Here is a 16,980-nt window from a genome sequence, read left to right on the forward strand (position 1 = left end):
GGAAAAACGGATGAACAGCAACCCAGGGGCATAACTTCTGAACTTTGGGCACAGAGTAGTTCAAAGCCCGTGTTGCCCAGTCGTCCGGGGTAAGTTGATTCGAAAGAGCCTCGAAAAATCGAGGCTAGGGTTTCTTCAAAAAGTGTCAATCAACTTTTCAAGATTGAAATGTACCAGTGATAGTGGAGAGGTAGCATTGGTATCCCAATTGTTCGGATCTTTTCGGATGTACTTGGCACACTCTGCCAGTCCTTTTTTGATATCTCCATAGATACGTTGCTTCATTTTGCTCTCCACCCCTAGTTTCTCGGGCAGCTCGTCATAGTACACCTCTTTTTCTTGTATAAAGCCTTTGAATTCATTTGCCAATGTAAGCCCTTCACCATGCTGTATTTTTTTGAAATGGGCATCCAGATATTCCAGATCATCAATCAATATTTCCCTAGTATACTCGAAAAACTGGAGCATGTCATTTTGCAGTAACACGATTTGATCCAACACCCAATCCTTATCCTCTGCCTGTGGATGCAAACTGAGGTATTCCTCAAATTTCTCGATGGCTTGTAGATGAAAATCATTGGCCTCGTACATGAGGGCCAGATTGAAGATGGCATTGTAATCCGAGGGGGCTTGGAGAACAAAATCCTCAAAAAGTTCTTTGGCCCTTCGAAACTCTTCACTGCGAATAGCTTCCACCCCACTCAGAAAAACATGCTCTTTTGCAAAGGCCAACCCTTCGATACTGGTTTTTGGTTTGGGGTAGTATACCTTGAAAAACTTGGTAAAAGCCCTTGTCAACTCAACTTCGTTCTGGGTATTCATATATTTACCACCCGTCTGTTCCGCCAAAAACTGGAGGTCTCTTTCTGCAGCGGACCCGGGTTTGATATCAAAACCGATGGTAAAATACTTGATCGGAATGTTGTTTACTCCACCCGCACTATTGTTATTCACTGGTATACCTTGTTGTGTCGCTGAGGGTGTCGCGTTTGTTCCGGCATTTCGATTTGAAACGCCGGTATTTGTACCTCTTTGACCGGAAATCGTAGTCATGGTGGTACCGGTACCATACACGGTTTCTGGTCTGATTTTGGTGCAGGTAGCAGCCCCATCGCTCAACACTATGAGTTTGGAGGCCTCACCATCTCCATAATTCGCACTATAATCTTGTAGTCTTTTCTTTACCGAAGTCACTGCTTCGGTCAAAGGGGTACCTCCCCCTGGCCGACCGACCCCGGCGATGTGTTTTTCAACCTCTTCATAATTTGTACTGAAATTCAAGGGTTGTGTAGCCGTCGGATCTGGGGAACAGCCGCCTGCAAACGTCAAGAATGCTACTTGTTGCCTCTTATTTTGGCTTTTTAGAATCGAGGCCGTTGCCTTTAGGGCGGCTTCTTTAGCTTCCTGCCATTTCGATTTGCCGCTCATACCTTTAGAACTCATACTGCCCGATCGATCCAAAAGGAAGATGGTCGATGCGTTATTGGTAACCGAATCGGATAAAAAAAGACTTCTTTTCCTTCTCTCATACATATCCGGCACGTTGCGGTACAAGTGAGTGTTGACAGCAATCTCTTCGGAATACCCTGAGACATCCATATTTCTTCTATCCCTTGCGGGGAAATAAAGAAATAGGCCTATAAAAACCAACGGAAATATCTTCTTCATCACTTAGTTTTTAAGTTTCCCCAAGTAGGTGTCAAATGCTTTTTTACCGACTTCCAGTTCAGAAAAATCAGTATCCGCGTAAATTGAGGTCAACAGTTGGTTGATGTTCCCTACCCTTTTGACCACTAGTGGATGTGATGTATAGACAGTCTCCAAAAGGCTGCCTACCAAAACATCTACCACATCCTCACCCAATGAAGCGTAATCCACGTCATCTAAATCACTTTCAATATTATTGACCATATTCGCTGTAGTTTTGAAAATGCTGTTCATGAACTTTTGATCCCCCGTGTTCGCCATCATAACTTCCCAAAATCGTGCAGCTTCCCGCGGATCGTAACCTGCTTCGTAAGCATAGTACAGTCCAGCTCGATCCGATTGGGTCTCATTTTTCTTATTAAACAAGCTCATAATATTTTCCGGTGTGGTATGTTCCAGTGCCGTCCCCAATGCATCACCGACCAGCGTGCCTTCTTCAAGACCGCTTTTCTTTTGAAAGGCTTTCTTCAACCATTTGCTCGTTTTTTTTCCAATATTACTATTGGTAAAGCGGGTGGTCTTATATTTTTTTATACCGTGTTCATAGGTCACATGTGCGATTTCATGACCAAGAACGGCTGCAATCTGCGCCTCGTTCTCGGCAATTTTAAGCAAGCCAGTATTGATAAATATCATTCCGTTGGCCAAGGCCATCGCATTCGGCACATCATTTTCGATGACATAAAAGCGAAAGTATACTTCATGCTCCTTTGAAAAGTCCTCATTTCGGGTGTACTCGGGTAAAAGCCTATTACCGATCATATTAATATAGCCTTGTGCCTTAATATCATCTAGAAGTTTGAATTCTATATTACCCAACTTTATGGCGCCATTGTGAAGACCATTGGCAGACTTAAACACTCCTTTTGGTATGCTCGTAATTTCATTCAATTTCGAGGCATCGAAATTCTTGGTTAAATCCGAGAGGAATTCTTGATCTGCCTTACCATAGGTGTTCTTACACACTTCTATTTTTTCTGCCTGAAAAACACCTTTCTCATCCTGCTCGCCATAAACGGTCAAGAAGCTACCCAATTCCAGTTCATCGAATCCGAGAAAGCTCCTTCCCTTACTACAAGCGCAATCATTACCGCCTTCACACTTGATGGTCGTGTCATTGGTCAACATGACTTTCCTTCCATCAATAAACGCTGAATCACCGGAAAAGGACTCAAAAACACCAACAAACCGCTTGACCTTGCCATACTCTTCATCACCAACCTGTATCTTGGTCAAGATTCGTTTTCTATTCTCGATTACAATAGAAGCATCGACCGTACTACCGACAAAAATTTTATTTTTTGAGATAGATTTCTTTTTCCCCAGTACAAATTTGGTTTGCTGGGTGATAGGAAAAACAAACTCCTCATCGTCTAGATTGATAGTGATTTCGTCAAAAGGGGGGGCAAATTTGACAATGGTGGCCTCTTTCCATACTTCTTCTTGAGCGATCAACGCCAAACTGCCCAATAAAAAGGCAATGAGGCAACTGATCAAAGTGTTCGTGATCGTTTTCATTTTAGTGGTTTTAATTTGGTTATAACTCGTAATCATACAGGCTAAACCAATCGGAGATGTGGGGGCTTTGGGAAAACCCTTATAGTGGTACCCAAAAGAATGGCGGGCATTGCAACTAAATCACTTCGTCGGTCAGATTAACGTGCATGGCAACAAACCTAAATTCAAAGGATATAGGGTCATTACGGGAACCCGTAATAAGTGGTCATTTCACTTTACAATTGGATAAACAGCATTTAAAAAACGATGAACTACCCGAAACCAAATTCAGATCAATCCCAAATCTTTGGCATTGGAGATCAATTGAATTGTGGTCTTCGCCTTTAATTCTTCTTTCAGGCGATTCAGCCTTTTTTCAATGGAGCTGAGACTATTGGGTGAAATCCCTTCGACCTTGAGTTGTAGTGCAATTTCTTCTTGGGTAAGCCCTTCCGACAAGCGACTCAGTAGTAATGTATCGAAATCCTCCAGCACAAAGACCTCTTTTCTTCTCAAAATACCGGACAATTCAGGGGAGATAAAGATTTTACCATCCTTGACCGTTTCTACTGCGGAAATCATATCCTTGATCCCGTTTCGTCCCTTTAATACATAGCCGGAAACCCGATACCGTTCGACCAACTTCTTTACGACCGGAGGGCGTTCTTCAACGGAATAAACAATAATCGGCAAATGCTTTTCTTGATCCCGTAATTTTTGGATCAATTGTTTGCCTGATGTGATTCGGCTTTCACGGTGGTCTTTCTTAAATGAGAGATCGGTTATCAACAGATCAAAAGGAGCCTGTTCTTGCTCGGCCCGCAATAACTTGAGATAGGCATCATCACAGTATTTTGAAAATACCAGTTCCTTGATATCGGTAGCCTTTTGCAACATCATTGATACACCATGACCAATGCTATCGATATCTTCTACCAAAAGTACTTTTTCAAACATCTCAGCCGAATTAAAAGGGAATTTCAATGATTATTTGGGTACCCTTGCCCATGTCTGAATCAAAGTTAATTTTACCTTGAACACCTCGAATACGGGAAACCGTATTTTTAAGACCGACTCCGAATTTTGGTTCAGGGTCCATGCCTATACCATTATCCGAGTAGGTAATGTCGAGTACCTTTTTCCGCTCTTCGAAACGGATAGCGACTAGACTGGCCTGACTGTGCTTTCTCATGTTCACCAGTAATTCTTTTAGACCTCGATGCACCGCGATACACTTTTCATCGGATAACTTTTCCCAAGAAATGTCTTCCAAGCCCTTAACGATAACGGCCGTTTCCGTATTGTAAAAGCTGCCGAGTTCGTCTTTGAGCTCGGCGGGGAAGGCATCCCCTAGGGCAATCTCCCGTGTGTCATGGGAAATAGTTCGGGTATGCCGGTATATTTTTTCGAGACCATCTAAAAGATAAGGGGTATTTTTATCGGGACGCTGTTCTACATTAGCCATCAAACCGAAAATATCGTTGGATAATTCATCGTGTAAGCGTTGGCTGATCATTTTCTCGGTGCGATAGACCTCGCGTAACTTCTCTTTACGATGGCGCTGTCGCAATACATAGTACAACGAAGTACCGGCTATCACCAACAAACCGCTCAGGGAAAGGTATAACACTTGTTGCGTCTTCGCTTCAGCAAGCTCGGTCTGTTTCTGTAAGGTCTCGGCTTCGAGCCTTAGAATCTGCTCTTTCTCTTGTTGGTCGTCATAGCGCATCTTGGCAAATTGCGTTTTGACCTTGAGTTCTTGTTGGTACAGACTGTCCTTTAGAAATATGTAGCGATCTTTAAAAACCGTATTTTTGGGTTCTAGCTGCATTAACAGTTTTAGGGCATCGGTTTCGGCACGTGGTGTTTTCAATTTTTTCGAAAGTTGGATAACCGAATCTAAATATAAGTTTGCGATTTTGGGATTGGTTTTTGAGTAATATTCCCCAAGATCCGTATAACTGGATATCTGACCACGTCGATCGTTTTCTTTCCTACGGATTTCCAAGGCCCTAAAAAAATCGTTCGCTACATTGTGTTCTCCGTTTTTCCATTTGGCATAGGTCAGGTTATGAAGGATTCGCGCATATTGCTTTTGATTTTTAGACGATAATGGCTTGTCTAATACGAATTCAAAAAAAGAAATCGCTTTGGGAAACTCCCCCATCTCTGTATGCACCACACCTTTGTTGTTGAAATAAATTAAAACATCTTCGGCAGATGGGGACGTCTCAATCGCGGATTGGTAATATGTGACTGCATCTTCATAGTTCAGTAATTTTCTATAGTTGGTTGCCAGTTCATTATACACCGATGCCAAAAACCGCTCATCATTGCCACCCTCGAGATATGAAAGGGCTTCAGTTAAGGTTTCTTTTGCCCCAAAAAAGTCATTTTGGTTTTTTTGGATGATACCCATACTCAACAACCGTCTTCCTATTTGTAGGCTATCGTTTAGAATAGAGAAAAGATTTTTGGCCCTTTTATGATATATAAAAGAGCTGTCCAGATTGCCCCTTACGGTTCTATAATAATAGGCCATTAAATGATAATACTTTCCTTGAACGCCGTTTTGTTTGCTCTTCTTTGCAAGTCTGACCAGCCTTTTCCCATTTGTAAAGAGACTATCGTACTCTTCCAGAGCTAAATGAAGATTACACTTAGAATACAATAGATTTGCTCTTAAGGAATCATTACGATCCAGAAGTTTCAAAGCCTTATTGAGATATGATTTTCTTTCTAAGGGAGAGACTCTATCATCCAAGCCCTTTTGGTATAATTTGGTAAAATCCTCAGTAAGTTTGGTTTTCTCGTTGTCAAGTTCTTGGTCACAGGATCCCAACAAAATCAGAAGTAGAAAAAGCTTGCGCACAGGTAAGTTTTAAACAAATATATCTAAAAAAGACCGCTGCCTTAAACAACGGTCCCTTATATTCAATCTAATTTGATGGCTTGTCCTCTACTTCACCATCGTCCCCTTCGGAAGACACCACTTCAAGCGGGTGCTCTTCCGAAAGATCTTCTTTAGAGCAGGATACTGTTGTTAAACCTAAGATACAGACCATAATAAACATTTTTGCAATCGTTCTCATTTTTTAGAATTTTTAAGGTTACTAATTCAATTAAAATGAGAGGCCTCTCGAGCGTACATCCTTGATGTTAACCGGTTTTTAAAGAAGTACAGGTCAAAGAAACGATTGGCTTTGCACAAAGGCAGGTCATGACCGTCATGACGGTCATGACCGGTTTTTCCGGGAAAAAGTTGACGGGGTTGTGCTTCTGGTTTCTGTTGCTATTCTAAAGATGACTTTTCTCTTGTATTGATTTTAAGGGGAGTCACAACTATGTTGCAGTGCGTTAAAATTTTGATGGCTTGACAAGGAAAGGCAATACCATTGAAGACCTCACCGATTTTGAAAACAGGTAAGGTCTTATTCATTCTTACAAGTACGAAAGATGCTGAAAAAGAAAAGCCACCTTTACTGAAAGTGGCCATGGCACTTTTTCATATACTATTTTCATTAGGCTCAACCTTTGTTTTCATGGGCTCAAAAACAACTCTATATCACGTTTTTCCTTAATTGAAAAAAGGAGTCTGCTATTTTTCACTTTGAAAATTCAACCGTTTTAGTACATTTGAGGCCATGCCAATAACTAAACTCACCAAGGAATACCTTGCCGCTTTCGTATATATCATCGACTTGATTACGGCCGAGGAAGCGGAATTGGACTATGTGAAAATCGCCGATGAAGGTGTGGGCGCCAAAAAAGATATCGATGCTCGTACCATCAAAAGGGCCTTTGAACTTCGAGAGGAACTGGCCAAGGTTACCGTGGAAAAAAAAGTCTATAAACCCTCCCTTAAAACCCTCAATACCTTGACCGCCTATTACTTTGACGATACCGACGAAAGATTTCTCAACATTTCCAAAACCCACGAAACGGACATCAAAGCGCACTATGAAAAGTTCAAGCCAACAGTAAAGGTCATCGAAACTATCTTTCCCTCCGGGCCAGAAAAAATAATCCACTTACGCCAACAACAAGAAACTGTTGAAGAGACACTTGAAGATTTGAAAGGCGAAGCGGAACAAAAAATGGATCTCTTTTTGGCGGATATGGAAGGACAAATTGTGGAGCGCTTTAAAAAAATAAACGATCAACTTGAGGCCAAAACCGATTTGATCACCCATCTAGAACTTCAAATCGAAGCGCTACAACGCAAACTAAAGCAGGCACAATTCATGTACAATACCTTGGGCGCTTTAGGACTTTTCTTTGTTTCCATCAATTACGATTCTTTAGACAAAGAAAGTTTGGTCGAAGACTTTTTGGATGACTACGAAGGCCTAGTGGATGAAAATGTTATTGATGATATTTTGTAGTTTTGAGCAACCGACCACACCATGGACTTAAAAAAAGAGCGACAGATAAAGTTTTGGCTGACCACCATTTCCAAGGTTTTGATTATTGCCCTGGTGCTTTTTAAATTGATCGATGTACTGTTCAACAACGATGAAAGTAACGGTTCTGACGATGCTGCAACCACCACTACTTTAGAGAATTCAAGAGGCGGAGATACCGTTGCCACTACTCCTGAGGAAACGAATACAAAGGAAGTCGTTCCATCGGAACGCCAATCCAAAATGTCCAATGTCGAAACCAAACTTATAGACAAGCTCGACAATGAGGATACTCAAACATCGGAAACTAAAAAACCGAAAACAAACACGACCATAAAGAGCGATTATGCTGAAATGCAATTAGAGGAGAAGGGATTTATTTGGTTGCAGGAAAGTAAAAAAGCGGTACTGCAGCTTAGTAATCCAACATTGGCGGAAGCAAAATACCTAAAAGCCACTGCCGTATTGGATTATGGTACTCAAACCAAATCGGTTATTTTTCCTGAACGCTCGACCATTGGATCGAAAACAACGCTGACCCTTGAAACCTCGCTATCCCATTTACCGCAGACGGCTTTGCCGAGCCGGATTTTGTTGTGTATCACGCATGGCACGTCAAATCTCGACAAGAAAACGGCGCACCGTTATATGCTCGGAAATCGCATTTCAGGAGCAGGTGCCATTGAGGTACGGTCGTATGTCTATCGGGTCATCTCAAGCTCAAAATCGTTTTATTCTTCCGTACCCCCCAATTGTACAATTCCAAAATCCACTAACAATCTTTCCGATCTGGCATCCAGTAAGTCCCTTGCTGCCGACGAAAACCTGGAAAAAATTAAATCCACGGCGCGTTTGTTCCTGAATGGCCTGAACAATAAATCATTGATGACCATCAAAAATACCAGCAGCAAAAAATTGTATGACCATATCGCCAAAGGTGACCATAAAAACTATGCCTATGGGTTTAGTACCCAGGTAGAAGTGGTATCATCAAGCGCTTCCAGCGCCATAGTCAGAATCGGCCTTACGGAAAAAGGGCGCTCCTATTACCTCGACTTTGAGTCAAACAATAGTGGTACAACTACCAGTTCATTATTTGATTTTCTGCAGCGGGATGGAGGCAATTGGAAAGGGAAGCTCATCAACCAAAATGGGCTTTGGAAGTTCGATTTTCTTTGATCGTTTGCTAATACCAATCTAGCCCGCCTGTCATCCGAGCACAGGACCCTTGTCTTTATTTTATTTTTAGTCACTTACCAAAATTCCACCCTATTCGATATCGACTTATGGTTTCCCGTAATTCGAAAAGGCCGAACTCCTTTAGCTTTGTTAAAAATCGCAACGACTTCCGTAAATGAAATGTATCGTGTACTTTGTTTTTGGTATTTTTCTTTGCTTTCAAGCATGCTCAAAAGCCGACAACCCCATAGCTGCCTTTGACAGTGCCAACTGCTTGAATACCCTAAGTCGATTGAACACCAATGACGATGATTTGAGCTGTGCTGAAATCAATATGGAATTGAATACAATCGAAAGGAATTGCAATCGATTTCTTGATGAGGAGAGCCGTGCCAGTATAGCCGCCTTAAGACTGCTCTGCGTAGACGACTAAACCGATCAATAGAAAAAAGATATGCACCGTCTCATCAGTATACAACTTATCGGAGTCATTGCCCTACTCTTCATGGCCTGCAGTTCAGACAATACTGAAGACCCATCGGTCACTACTTCCGAACTTACTTCAAAACTAGGTATTTGGGAGGGTACAGGAACTCAACCCGGTTTTTCATGGACTATTAAAATAACCCTGACCGAGGCCGAACAATTGATTGAATATCCTTCCCTGGAATGTGGAGGGTTCTTAACACTCCTTGAAGAAACCGATGCATCTTTACTCTTTAGAGAGACCATAACCTTTAACACCGTCTGTGCCGATCAAGGCTTTATAGAATTATTGGAAATTTCAGCCGATGAAATGAAATACAACTATTACTTCCCTAACGCTTCAAACGAAAAGGGCGACCTAGGTGCTACGGGAACGGTTAAAAAAACAAAGTAACCTAAAATCATAGGGTCTTTTGGGTACCCTATGGCCAAAATGTAATTCAAAAAATTTAAAGCAGCATTAATCTAAACGCAGTCATGAAAAAAAATATCTTATATCTCACATTTCTAGTACTTTTTTCAACAACGGTCTCTGCACAAGAATTTGTCAAAGGAACCAATGTCATTAATGCCGGAATCGGTCTCGGTGGTACTTTTGGCAGTTATGCTACCACATCCCAAAGTCTAGGTCTCAGCGCTAGTTTTGAACGTGGCATTTGGGAAATACCGGGTCCTGGGGTTATCAGCTTGGGCGGCTTTCTAGGTTATAAGAGTTATGAGTATGATTTTTTCGGCGGTAGCGATCGCTGGACCTATACCATTGTCGGTGTTCGAGGGGCCTATCATTTCAATGGGCTGAATGTTGAAAAATTGGACGTCTATGGAGGTGTGATGCTATCCTATAACATCTTGTCGTTTAGCGGTACCAGTGGCGATTTTGGTAGCCGACCAAGTGCCACAGGTTTTGTTGGTGGCAGATGGTTCTTTTCGGATAGTTTTGCGGCCTTCGCGGAAGCGGGATATGGTGTGGCGTACTTGACACTTGGGGTTTCTTTTCGATTGTAGGTTTCAAGTAGAAGGAAGGGTTTTAAGTGCAGACCGTACTAAACGAGGTTTAACGGATGAAGTTTACACCTTTGACCGAAATAACTCGAACAAAGTAAACGATTCGCTGGGTTCGGGCAGATTGCGCGCTGAAGGGTAGACCTTTGAGCACTCCATTTTGGATCCTTGATATCTATGTCAACTTACCAGACTTCATAAATTCGCGTTTGATACCCTCTACGATATCCTCATAGGTAATCAATAGGCTCTTTTTCGCCAATACATTGAGGCAGACATACTGCACCACATTCATGATATCGGCCCCTGTCAGTTCAAACTTCTGCGCCAATTGCCGTAAATCCAAATCTTTATGTAGTGCTATCTTTTCCGGAAATGCTTTTTCCCACAATGACAAACGTTCTTGCATTCTCGGCATTGGAAAATGAATGATTGATTGAAAGCGTCGCACGAAAGCCTCATCGATATTACTCTTAAAGTTAGAGGCAAGAACGATCAACCCTTCATAGGTCTCCACCCGTTGTAACAAATATGCCACTTCTTGATTCGCATAGCGGTCATGTGAATTCTGAACTTGGGTGCGGCGTCCGAAGAGGGCGTCTGCCTCGTCAAAAAAGAGAATCCAGTCCTTATTCTCTGCCCTGTTGAACAAATGGGCCAAATTTTTCTCGGTTTCCCCAATGTATTTGGAAACGACCGAGGAAAGGTCTACGCGGTATACGTCCCTTTGAGTGTATTTTCCCAAGAGGTTGGCGGTCAAGGTTTTTCCGGTTCCAGGGGGGCCATGGAACAAGGCACGATATCCGGGTTTTAACTTTCGTCCCATGTCCAATTCATCGAAAAGGGTTTCTTTGTATTTCAACCAAGTGAGGATGTCTTGGATCTGTTGTTCAGTCGAATTGGGGAGCACCAAATCGGCCCATGTTTGTTCCGTTGTCAATCGTGCTGCGGGAAATTCGGTGCTAAAGGCAGGGCGCGTTATTTTTCCAAGGGTTATTTTTTCCACGAATTCCCGATCTATTATGAGCTGTCCGCTCATTTCAGGTTCGTTCTTTTCGGGCGCCGCCAAGCGGATTACTTGTTTTTTGGCAAACCAATGGTCCGGTGAAAATAGGGCTTGCACAGCAAATCGAAGCTCAAGGTTTTCTCCGGCCAATAGAAAAAGAGCCGTTTCTCCAGAAGGGAGGAATCCGCGATGCCCTTTTCCACGAATCCCACCCAAATGTGGAAAACTTCCTCCATTGGGATATACGTTTTGAATGAGTTGGTCGAAAAAGTGAGGCCTAATTTGCGGCACTAAGGCCAATGTGATGACCACCAATTCGCTCATACTGATTTTTCGAACCGGCAGATGTGGAAGGATAGTAGCAGACCATTGGGTATACTGCATATCGCCGATCTCAAATTCCGAATGGGTCTCAAATGATTTTAATCGCTCGAGGAACAAGGTTTTTAAGCCTGATAAACCAGCTTCTAAGGAAGTGCGTTCCGCTACTATCATAATCTTATCCTTTTTGTTGTACTACGTGTGTTAGTTCGTGCACCAGTAAGTGTTTCCCTTCTGAGGAATACGGGTCGTATTTGCCGCTATTGAAGTAAATATCATATCCATGGGTGAATGCATGAGCGCTTAATAAGGCCGAGAGCTCTATGGCCTTAGCGTCGGTATGAATACGAACATTCGAAAAGTCGGCCTGCATTTTGGATTCCAACTCGTTTTTCACTTCTTCCGGTAGGGGAACCCCCTGCCCCTTGGTTTCCTGAATCATTGCCTCTACGGATTCCATCGTAGTTTCCGTACGCATACCATCGCCTTTTTTATTGCTTTTTCTTTGGATGGATTTAGCGGCAGGTTCTTCCTCTTCGGCCTGGCGTTGGATTCGTTTTGTAGCCGGTTCTTCCTCCTCCGCTTGACGTTGGATACGTTTGGCGGCAGGTTCTTCCTCTTCGGCCTGGCGTTGGATTCGTTTTGCGGCAGGTTCTTCCTCCTCCGCTTGACGTTGGATACGTTTGGCGGCAGGTTCTTCCTCTTCGGCCTGGCGTTGGATTCGTTTTGCAGCCGGTTCTTCCTCCTCTGCCTGACGTTGAATTCGCTTGGCAGCGGGTTCCTCTTCCTCAGCCTGACGTTGGATTCGCTTGGCAGCCGGTTCTTCTTCCTCGGCCTGACGCTGAATACGTTTGGCCGCGGGCTCTTCCTCTTCTCCCATCCGTTGTACCGATTGTTTGCCAAAAGCTTGTTCTGAAGTGGCTTCTTTATCTTGTTGCAATACATGATCGGCCATGGCATCGGCCTCTTGTTCAAAGGGACTACTCGGGTCTCCTATTTCTAATTTGGCCTGAAAGAAACTGTCGTTCCCCGAAGTTTCCTTGGCCTTATTTTCCTTTTGTGAAAAGAAGGATTCGTTCTCTTCCTTTCTTCTCTTACTGGCTCTACGTGAGCGTGTTTTTTTCATAATGATTTAGAATTAAGAAAATTAATATTACAGTTGTTGCAAGAGTTTTAAATGTTCTAAAAGTTTTACTTTTTGGAGACTTTCACTTATAAAATCTCCACCAAGTAAAATTGGAGGAAAGAAACCAAGACATTCGTCAGAGTCAATTTCTCCGAGTTTTGCCACACCTTCATCGAATAACACTTTATCAAGCATTTTGTTTAGGAAATCTTCATTCAACAATAACACATTGAAGAAAAACGTCAAATCTTCTTCGTATAGAATTATATCATTTATCCTAACATTAAATACTGAAATTTTGTTCTTTTTAGATACTACGAATAAGTCTCCAAAAGCCGTCCTACCAACAACCATGTTCTCCCCCAAAAATGGCTTCAAACGAGATTGGTAAATCAAAATTTTGCTTGGATCGGTTAACCAAAAAAATCCATTTTCATACCCATTAAGTCCTTCCCCTGTCCAAATTTTAATTAAAAAAGCATCAACACCATTAGCATATTGATTTGGATCGAAATTGGATTTATTCAAGTAATTAATTTTTTTAGCATTTTTTGAATATGCTATAAAACCGTCTTTCTTCGTCATGGCTTAGGTCCTTTATAAACTAGTGAAACATTCATTAATAGTGTATCTTTCTCTGTAACATTTAATTTTGTTACAAAGGGATCATATTCTATATCTACTTTATTCACCTCGTTTGAAGCTGTACTCCCAATAGATGTATTAATTGTGTCTATTCCCATTCCCAAAATTCTATCTGGATCTCCCCCTAGTACCTGATCAAGATGTAAAGCGGCCATTCCCGTCATTCTTTGTCGAGCATCAGCCATCGCTTGAGCATCTGATATTGGAGTCCCTTGTTGCGCCATTTTAATTTTGTATAAGTCAGCTAAATTCTGGGCAAATCGATCTCGATATCTTCGCCTAATAGTGCTTTCACCTGATGGCCTTCCTAAATTTCTAAAATTACTTCGGTTTGTATGCCATTTACCAACATTCATTGCTCTTAATTCAGTTTCGGCGAGACTTAATTGTCTTTCGTACTCAGTTCTTGCCTCACCCTGATCAATATTTTTGTCTTGTAATGTTTTCAGAGCGTCGCCACCTGCATAAAAACTTAATTCGACATAGGGAACATCAGCCTGAACAAAGCCTTGAACAATTTCATATTCACCATTCTTAAATCTTTCAACGAATGTATCCAGATTAGTTCTTCTAGAAGTAGTTGGGGTACTTGAATTAACTATTTCAATAGTTTTAGCCTCAATATTTATTGCTCTTACAGTGAGTAAATTAGCTCCGCCGCTTCGCATCAATCTGAGTCCGGGTACAAGCTCAGGAGGGATTTCAGAACTATTTTGATTAACTTCAATGGCATCATTATCACTACTTGTGTTAGGTGCAATGGTGACTGTAAAATCGAGATCGTTATCTTCTTTATCTTGTTGAGGCGGGTCAAATATTATGGAAATTTTAATGTTGTCTTTTAGTTCTGGTTGATACTTTTGCTCTATGACTCTCGCTTCAGCTATTTTCTCTGCTCGAACCTGTTCATAAGTTTTCTCGCCAGAGTCACCTGCTTTCATATCTTCAATGGCTTGATTAATGATTTGACCATGCTTTTCGTCATCCTTCCCTTTTAAGAAACGCTGCGCCTTGCTCTTCACCCATAAAATCATCTTATCCAAGGCTTTGTCAATGGGCTCTCTTATTTTTTGAAGAATATTTTGCAGGGCCTCTCCAATTTTGCCCAGCCCGATGAACTCGGCCAAAAAACTAACGGCCAGTACCAAAATACCCTTCATAGTATTGACCACTTTCATAGCGGCCGGCATCAAATTACCAGCTACGATATCGGCAATAGAGTTCATAAAGGCGACCCCTACCTGAATGATTTTTTGAATACGCTGAATGAACACCTTAATCGCTCCCCAAATGGCTAAAATGGCCTGTATAAATCCGGCACCGGGAATGAACATACTGACCAATTTGGCGACGGCCTTGGTCACGACGGTTTGGCTCACCCAGGTAATGATCTCGCCGATCACCGTATCCTTGAGTGTAGAGATATGCTCCATAATCTTTTCCCAAGCGGCAGCCGGACCCTCGGTTACCAATAATTGTATCAGTTCAAAACCTTCCTCTAAGACTACAACTGGCCCTTCGCCCAAATGTTCCACTAGCTTGGCCCGCATGTTTTCCCAAGTTAAACCAAGTACGGACAGTACGAATTTTAAAATCTCCACAAAATCGAAGCCTGTGGGAATATAGACCCCAGCACCTGCCAGGGTACCGGTCAACCAGTCGATAAGCACTTCCCTTAAAATACTCCCGATATTATCCTTGAACATCTGGAATCCCATTTTTCCCGCCTGGACCAAATTGCCAAGAAAGCCCATGGGATTCTCGAAAATGGATTTGATCGCACCTCCGGCCCGTTCAAGAAAGGGCATGGCTCCGGGAGCGACTACGGAGAAAATAATCTTCAACAGTTCCCACATCGCATTGCCCGCCCAGGAAACAAAGTCAACTGCAAATCCGGCAAAAACACCTACTAGTTTGGCAAACGCCCTAGGGACCAAAACAATATCGGTAATGGTCAACGACTTCAGGGCATTCATAAAGCGGGTGGGAATACTCGTAACCAAGGCTATTACCGCAGACATGGCGCCTTGAAACCAGGCCCAGGCCCTGGCAATGGCATTGCCACGTTTGATATTCTCCCAGATTTCCTCCTGACCAATAAGCTTCATAAAACCGCCGATCAGGGTATCGGCGGTTCTCGGCACGTCCTCACCGGTAATCGGATTTGTACCGATAACGGCAATCAACAAGTCCCAAGCGCGGGTTTGGGAAGCGAGGTCGGCAAGGGGCCGTAGAATCGCATCCTTAATAAATTGTATGATATCGTTGACCAGTCCACGAACAAAGGCCTTGATCATATTGATAGGCCGCATAAAAATACCCTTGGCACGAGGCCAAAGCCCACCAATATTCCACGGTGCGAAGTCGCTTAGACTCAATGAATCCACAAATTCCCAGAACGCATCTTTTAGGGCACCCCCTATATCCCCAAGGGTTTCGAGCTGCTGTACGATCCAATTGCCTACCTGGTCAAAAATACCATGGTTGTTCAAAGCTCTCCAGATCAAATCGCCACCAGGAAGAAACCCCATGATTCCCCGAAAGATGTTGGCGGCATTACGCGGTACATCTTGCCCATTGATCGGGTTGAATCCGATTATAACGGTCAACATGGAAAAACCGGGGATATGATTGGCCTTATCCGCCGCCCAGTTTCGGGCCCTTGAAATAATGCCCCGTTGTACCATGGCGGGAGCGGCTTGTGAAACCGTCGCAACGGCACTTCGCTGTACCGCGGTTTTTGCAGCGCCCCCTTGCTGTACTACGTGGGTCAATTCATGGGCCAGAAGTTTGGTTCCCTCTTTCTTCTCTGGCTGATAGGCGCCCTCGTTGAAATAGATATCACTCCCATGGGTAAAGGCATGTGCCTGCACCTGATTGTTCATTCCGACGGCATCGGAATTGGTATGGATACGTACTTTGCCGAAATCGGCACCAAATGCCGATTCCATTTGTGACCTGGTCTTGTCAGAAAGTTTTGATCCTCCACCCTTACTCTGATGTAGTTTGGATTCAAAGTCCGAATTGATCTCTTGTCCGGTCATGACATCATTGAAACTGGTTTTCCTTTGCAGGGTATCCGACTCGCCCTCCATTACCTCCTCATCCTGTTGATGTACTGGTGGTGGAGCCGTAACAGGGGTTATGGACTGCGAGGTTGCCGAACGCTGTATCTCGGGATTGCTGGCCGTATTCTGATCGAGTTCAGTAGGACTCTCAAAAGCGGGTTTACGTTGAAAAAAGGCAAGGCGTTGTATGTTGGTTCCCCCATCACCCGAGGCGGGAGGGGTATTGGGGGGTTGAAATTCGGAATCCGCCGAATAAATCGATTGGGTTACCTCCTCCGACACCCGATCCGCTTCTACTTCAAAAGGGTCGCCAATGGTATTTACCTGTAATTTAGGTTGAAAGAAGGAGGCATGCCCAAAGGTCGCTTTTCCCGCCGTCTTGGTATGGTCGGTTGCTTCAAGCGTAGTTACACCCCGCGACTCTTTCGTGTTTCTACGGTGTAACGTAGCCACAGAAGAATCGGAAGAGTCATGGGATGTTGCAGTGGTCACCATCTGTTAGGATCCGCTTTTTTATTGGATGTTAAATTACTTCTTAGC

Annotated in this window: 14 protein-coding genes; 5 read left to right on the forward strand and 9 right to left on the reverse strand. The window is 43.1% G+C overall.

The genetic code is table 11. From position 1 onward, the window contains the following. Positions 1 to 135 precede the first annotated feature (135 nt). From ACKWCA_RS17010 to ACKWCA_RS17030, 5 genes are all read right to left on the reverse strand, one after another. The gene (locus tag ACKWCA_RS17010; protein ID WP_413979409.1) at positions 136 to 1,668 is read right to left on the reverse strand and encodes a VWA domain-containing protein; all 1,533 of its coding nucleotides are present in this window, start codon (positions 1,666 to 1,668) and stop codon (positions 136 to 138) included. Between the two features lie 3 nt (positions 1,669 to 1,671). After that, positions 1,672 to 3,225 (reverse strand): M48 family metalloprotease, encoded by a 1,554-nt coding sequence (locus ACKWCA_RS17015; RefSeq protein ID WP_413979410.1) that lies wholly within the window; start codon positions 3,223 to 3,225, stop codon positions 1,672 to 1,674. Positions 3,226 to 3,492: 267 nt separating this feature from the next. Continuing rightward, positions 3,493 to 4,161, reverse strand: a complete 669-nt coding sequence (locus tag ACKWCA_RS17020) for a response regulator transcription factor (RefSeq protein WP_413979411.1) — start codon at positions 4,159 to 4,161, stop codon at positions 3,493 to 3,495. A gap of 10 nt (positions 4,162 to 4,171) precedes the next feature. Next, entirely contained in the window at positions 4,172 to 6,076 is a 1,905-nt protein-coding gene (locus ACKWCA_RS17025) for an ATP-binding protein (RefSeq protein ID WP_413979412.1), read from the reverse strand. A 67-nt stretch (positions 6,077 to 6,143) separates the two neighbouring features. Continuing rightward, positions 6,144 to 6,269 carry a hypothetical protein gene (locus tag ACKWCA_RS17030; RefSeq protein WP_413979413.1) on the reverse strand — a complete coding sequence of 42 codons (126 nt, stop codon included), beginning with the start codon at positions 6,267 to 6,269 and terminating at the stop codon, positions 6,144 to 6,146. A 579-nt stretch (positions 6,270 to 6,848) separates the two neighbouring features. On the opposite strand from ACKWCA_RS17030, the gene ACKWCA_RS17035 reads away from it, so the two are divergent. From ACKWCA_RS17035 to ACKWCA_RS17055, 5 genes are all read left to right on the forward strand, one after another. Beyond that, complete coding sequence (locus ACKWCA_RS17035; RefSeq protein WP_413979414.1) at positions 6,849 to 7,589, forward strand: coiled-coil domain-containing protein; 741 nt, start codon at positions 6,849 to 6,851, stop codon at positions 7,587 to 7,589. A gap of 21 nt (positions 7,590 to 7,610) precedes the next feature. Next, on the forward strand, positions 7,611 to 8,786 hold the full coding sequence (locus ACKWCA_RS17040; protein ID WP_413979415.1) for a hypothetical protein: 1,176 nt from the start codon (positions 7,611 to 7,613) through the stop codon (positions 8,784 to 8,786). A gap of 175 nt (positions 8,787 to 8,961) precedes the next feature. Continuing rightward, positions 8,962 to 9,219, forward strand: coding sequence for a hypothetical protein (locus tag ACKWCA_RS17045; RefSeq protein WP_413979416.1), 258 nt, complete (start codon positions 8,962 to 8,964; stop codon positions 9,217 to 9,219). A gap of 21 nt (positions 9,220 to 9,240) precedes the next feature. Beyond that, positions 9,241 to 9,666, forward strand: a complete 426-nt coding sequence (locus ACKWCA_RS17050; protein WP_413979417.1) for a hypothetical protein — start codon at positions 9,241 to 9,243, stop codon at positions 9,664 to 9,666. An 83-nt stretch (positions 9,667 to 9,749) separates the two neighbouring features. Next, on the forward strand, positions 9,750 to 10,277 hold the full coding sequence (locus tag ACKWCA_RS17055) for a hypothetical protein (protein ID WP_413979418.1): 528 nt from the start codon (positions 9,750 to 9,752) through the stop codon (positions 10,275 to 10,277). Positions 10,278 to 10,449: 172 nt separating this feature from the next. Here ACKWCA_RS17055 and ACKWCA_RS17060 read toward each other — a convergent pair whose 3' ends face one another. The 4 genes from ACKWCA_RS17060 to ACKWCA_RS17075 are packed head-to-tail and all read right to left on the reverse strand — an operon-like array spanning position 10,450 to position 16,935. After that, the gene (locus tag ACKWCA_RS17060; protein WP_413979419.1) at positions 10,450 to 11,775 is read right to left on the reverse strand and encodes an ATP-binding protein; all 1,326 of its coding nucleotides are present in this window, start codon (positions 11,773 to 11,775) and stop codon (positions 10,450 to 10,452) included. A 4-nt stretch (positions 11,776 to 11,779) separates the two neighbouring features. Beyond that, positions 11,780 to 12,727: an eCIS core domain-containing protein gene (locus ACKWCA_RS17065; protein ID WP_413979420.1), complete on the reverse strand. Its 948-nt coding sequence runs from the start codon at positions 12,725 to 12,727 to the stop codon at positions 11,780 to 11,782. A gap of 27 nt (positions 12,728 to 12,754) precedes the next feature. Next, positions 12,755 to 13,312, reverse strand: a complete 558-nt coding sequence (locus tag ACKWCA_RS17070; RefSeq protein ID WP_413979421.1) for a T6SS immunity protein Tdi1 domain-containing protein — start codon at positions 13,310 to 13,312, stop codon at positions 12,755 to 12,757. After that, positions 13,309 to 16,935, reverse strand: coding sequence for an eCIS core domain-containing protein (locus tag ACKWCA_RS17075; protein WP_413979422.1), 3,627 nt, complete (start codon positions 16,933 to 16,935; stop codon positions 13,309 to 13,311). The genes ACKWCA_RS17070 and ACKWCA_RS17075 overlap by 4 nt, the downstream gene beginning before the upstream one ends. Positions 16,936 to 16,980 lie beyond the last annotated feature (45 nt).

Source organism: Maribacter corallii, from assembly GCF_047345415.1.
Classification (GTDB): Bacteria; Bacteroidota; Bacteroidia; order Flavobacteriales; family Flavobacteriaceae; genus Maribacter_C.

What these genes read in the sequence shown, in the direction of transcription:
- ACKWCA_RS17010 (WP_413979409.1), bottom strand. Translation starts at nt 1,668, where the DNA reads ATGAAGAAGATATTTCCGTTGGTTTTTATAGGCCTATTTCTTTATTTC.
- ACKWCA_RS17015 (WP_413979410.1), bottom strand. Translation starts at nt 3,225, where the DNA reads ATGAAAACGATCACGAACACTTTGATCAGTTGCCTCATTGCCTTTTTA.
- ACKWCA_RS17020 (WP_413979411.1), bottom strand. Translation starts at nt 4,161, where the DNA reads ATGTTTGAAAAAGTACTTTTGGTAGAAGATATCGATAGCATTGGTCAT.
- ACKWCA_RS17030 (WP_413979413.1), bottom strand. Translation starts at nt 6,269, where the DNA reads ATGGTCTGTATCTTAGGTTTAACAACAGTATCCTGCTCTAAAGAAGAT.
- ACKWCA_RS17035 (WP_413979414.1), top strand. Translation starts at nt 6,849, where the DNA reads ATGCCAATAACTAAACTCACCAAGGAATACCTTGCCGCTTTCGTATAT.
- ACKWCA_RS17040 (WP_413979415.1), top strand. Translation starts at nt 7,611, where the DNA reads ATGGACTTAAAAAAAGAGCGACAGATAAAGTTTTGGCTGACCACCATT.
- ACKWCA_RS17045 (WP_413979416.1), top strand. Translation starts at nt 8,962, where the DNA reads ATGAAATGTATCGTGTACTTTGTTTTTGGTATTTTTCTTTGCTTTCAA.
- ACKWCA_RS17050 (WP_413979417.1), top strand. Translation starts at nt 9,241, where the DNA reads ATGCACCGTCTCATCAGTATACAACTTATCGGAGTCATTGCCCTACTC.
- ACKWCA_RS17055 (WP_413979418.1), top strand. Translation starts at nt 9,750, where the DNA reads ATGAAAAAAAATATCTTATATCTCACATTTCTAGTACTTTTTTCAACA.
- ACKWCA_RS17060 (WP_413979419.1), bottom strand. Translation starts at nt 11,775, where the DNA reads ATGATAGTAGCGGAACGCACTTCCTTAGAAGCTGGTTTATCAGGCTTA.
- ACKWCA_RS17065 (WP_413979420.1), bottom strand. Translation starts at nt 12,727, where the DNA reads ATGAAAAAAACACGCTCACGTAGAGCCAGTAAGAGAAGAAAGGAAGAG.
- ACKWCA_RS17070 (WP_413979421.1), bottom strand. Translation starts at nt 13,312, where the DNA reads ATGACGAAGAAAGACGGTTTTATAGCATATTCAAAAAATGCTAAAAAA.
- ACKWCA_RS17075 (WP_413979422.1), bottom strand. Translation starts at nt 16,935, where the DNA reads ATGGTGACCACTGCAACATCCCATGACTCTTCCGATTCTTCTGTGGCT.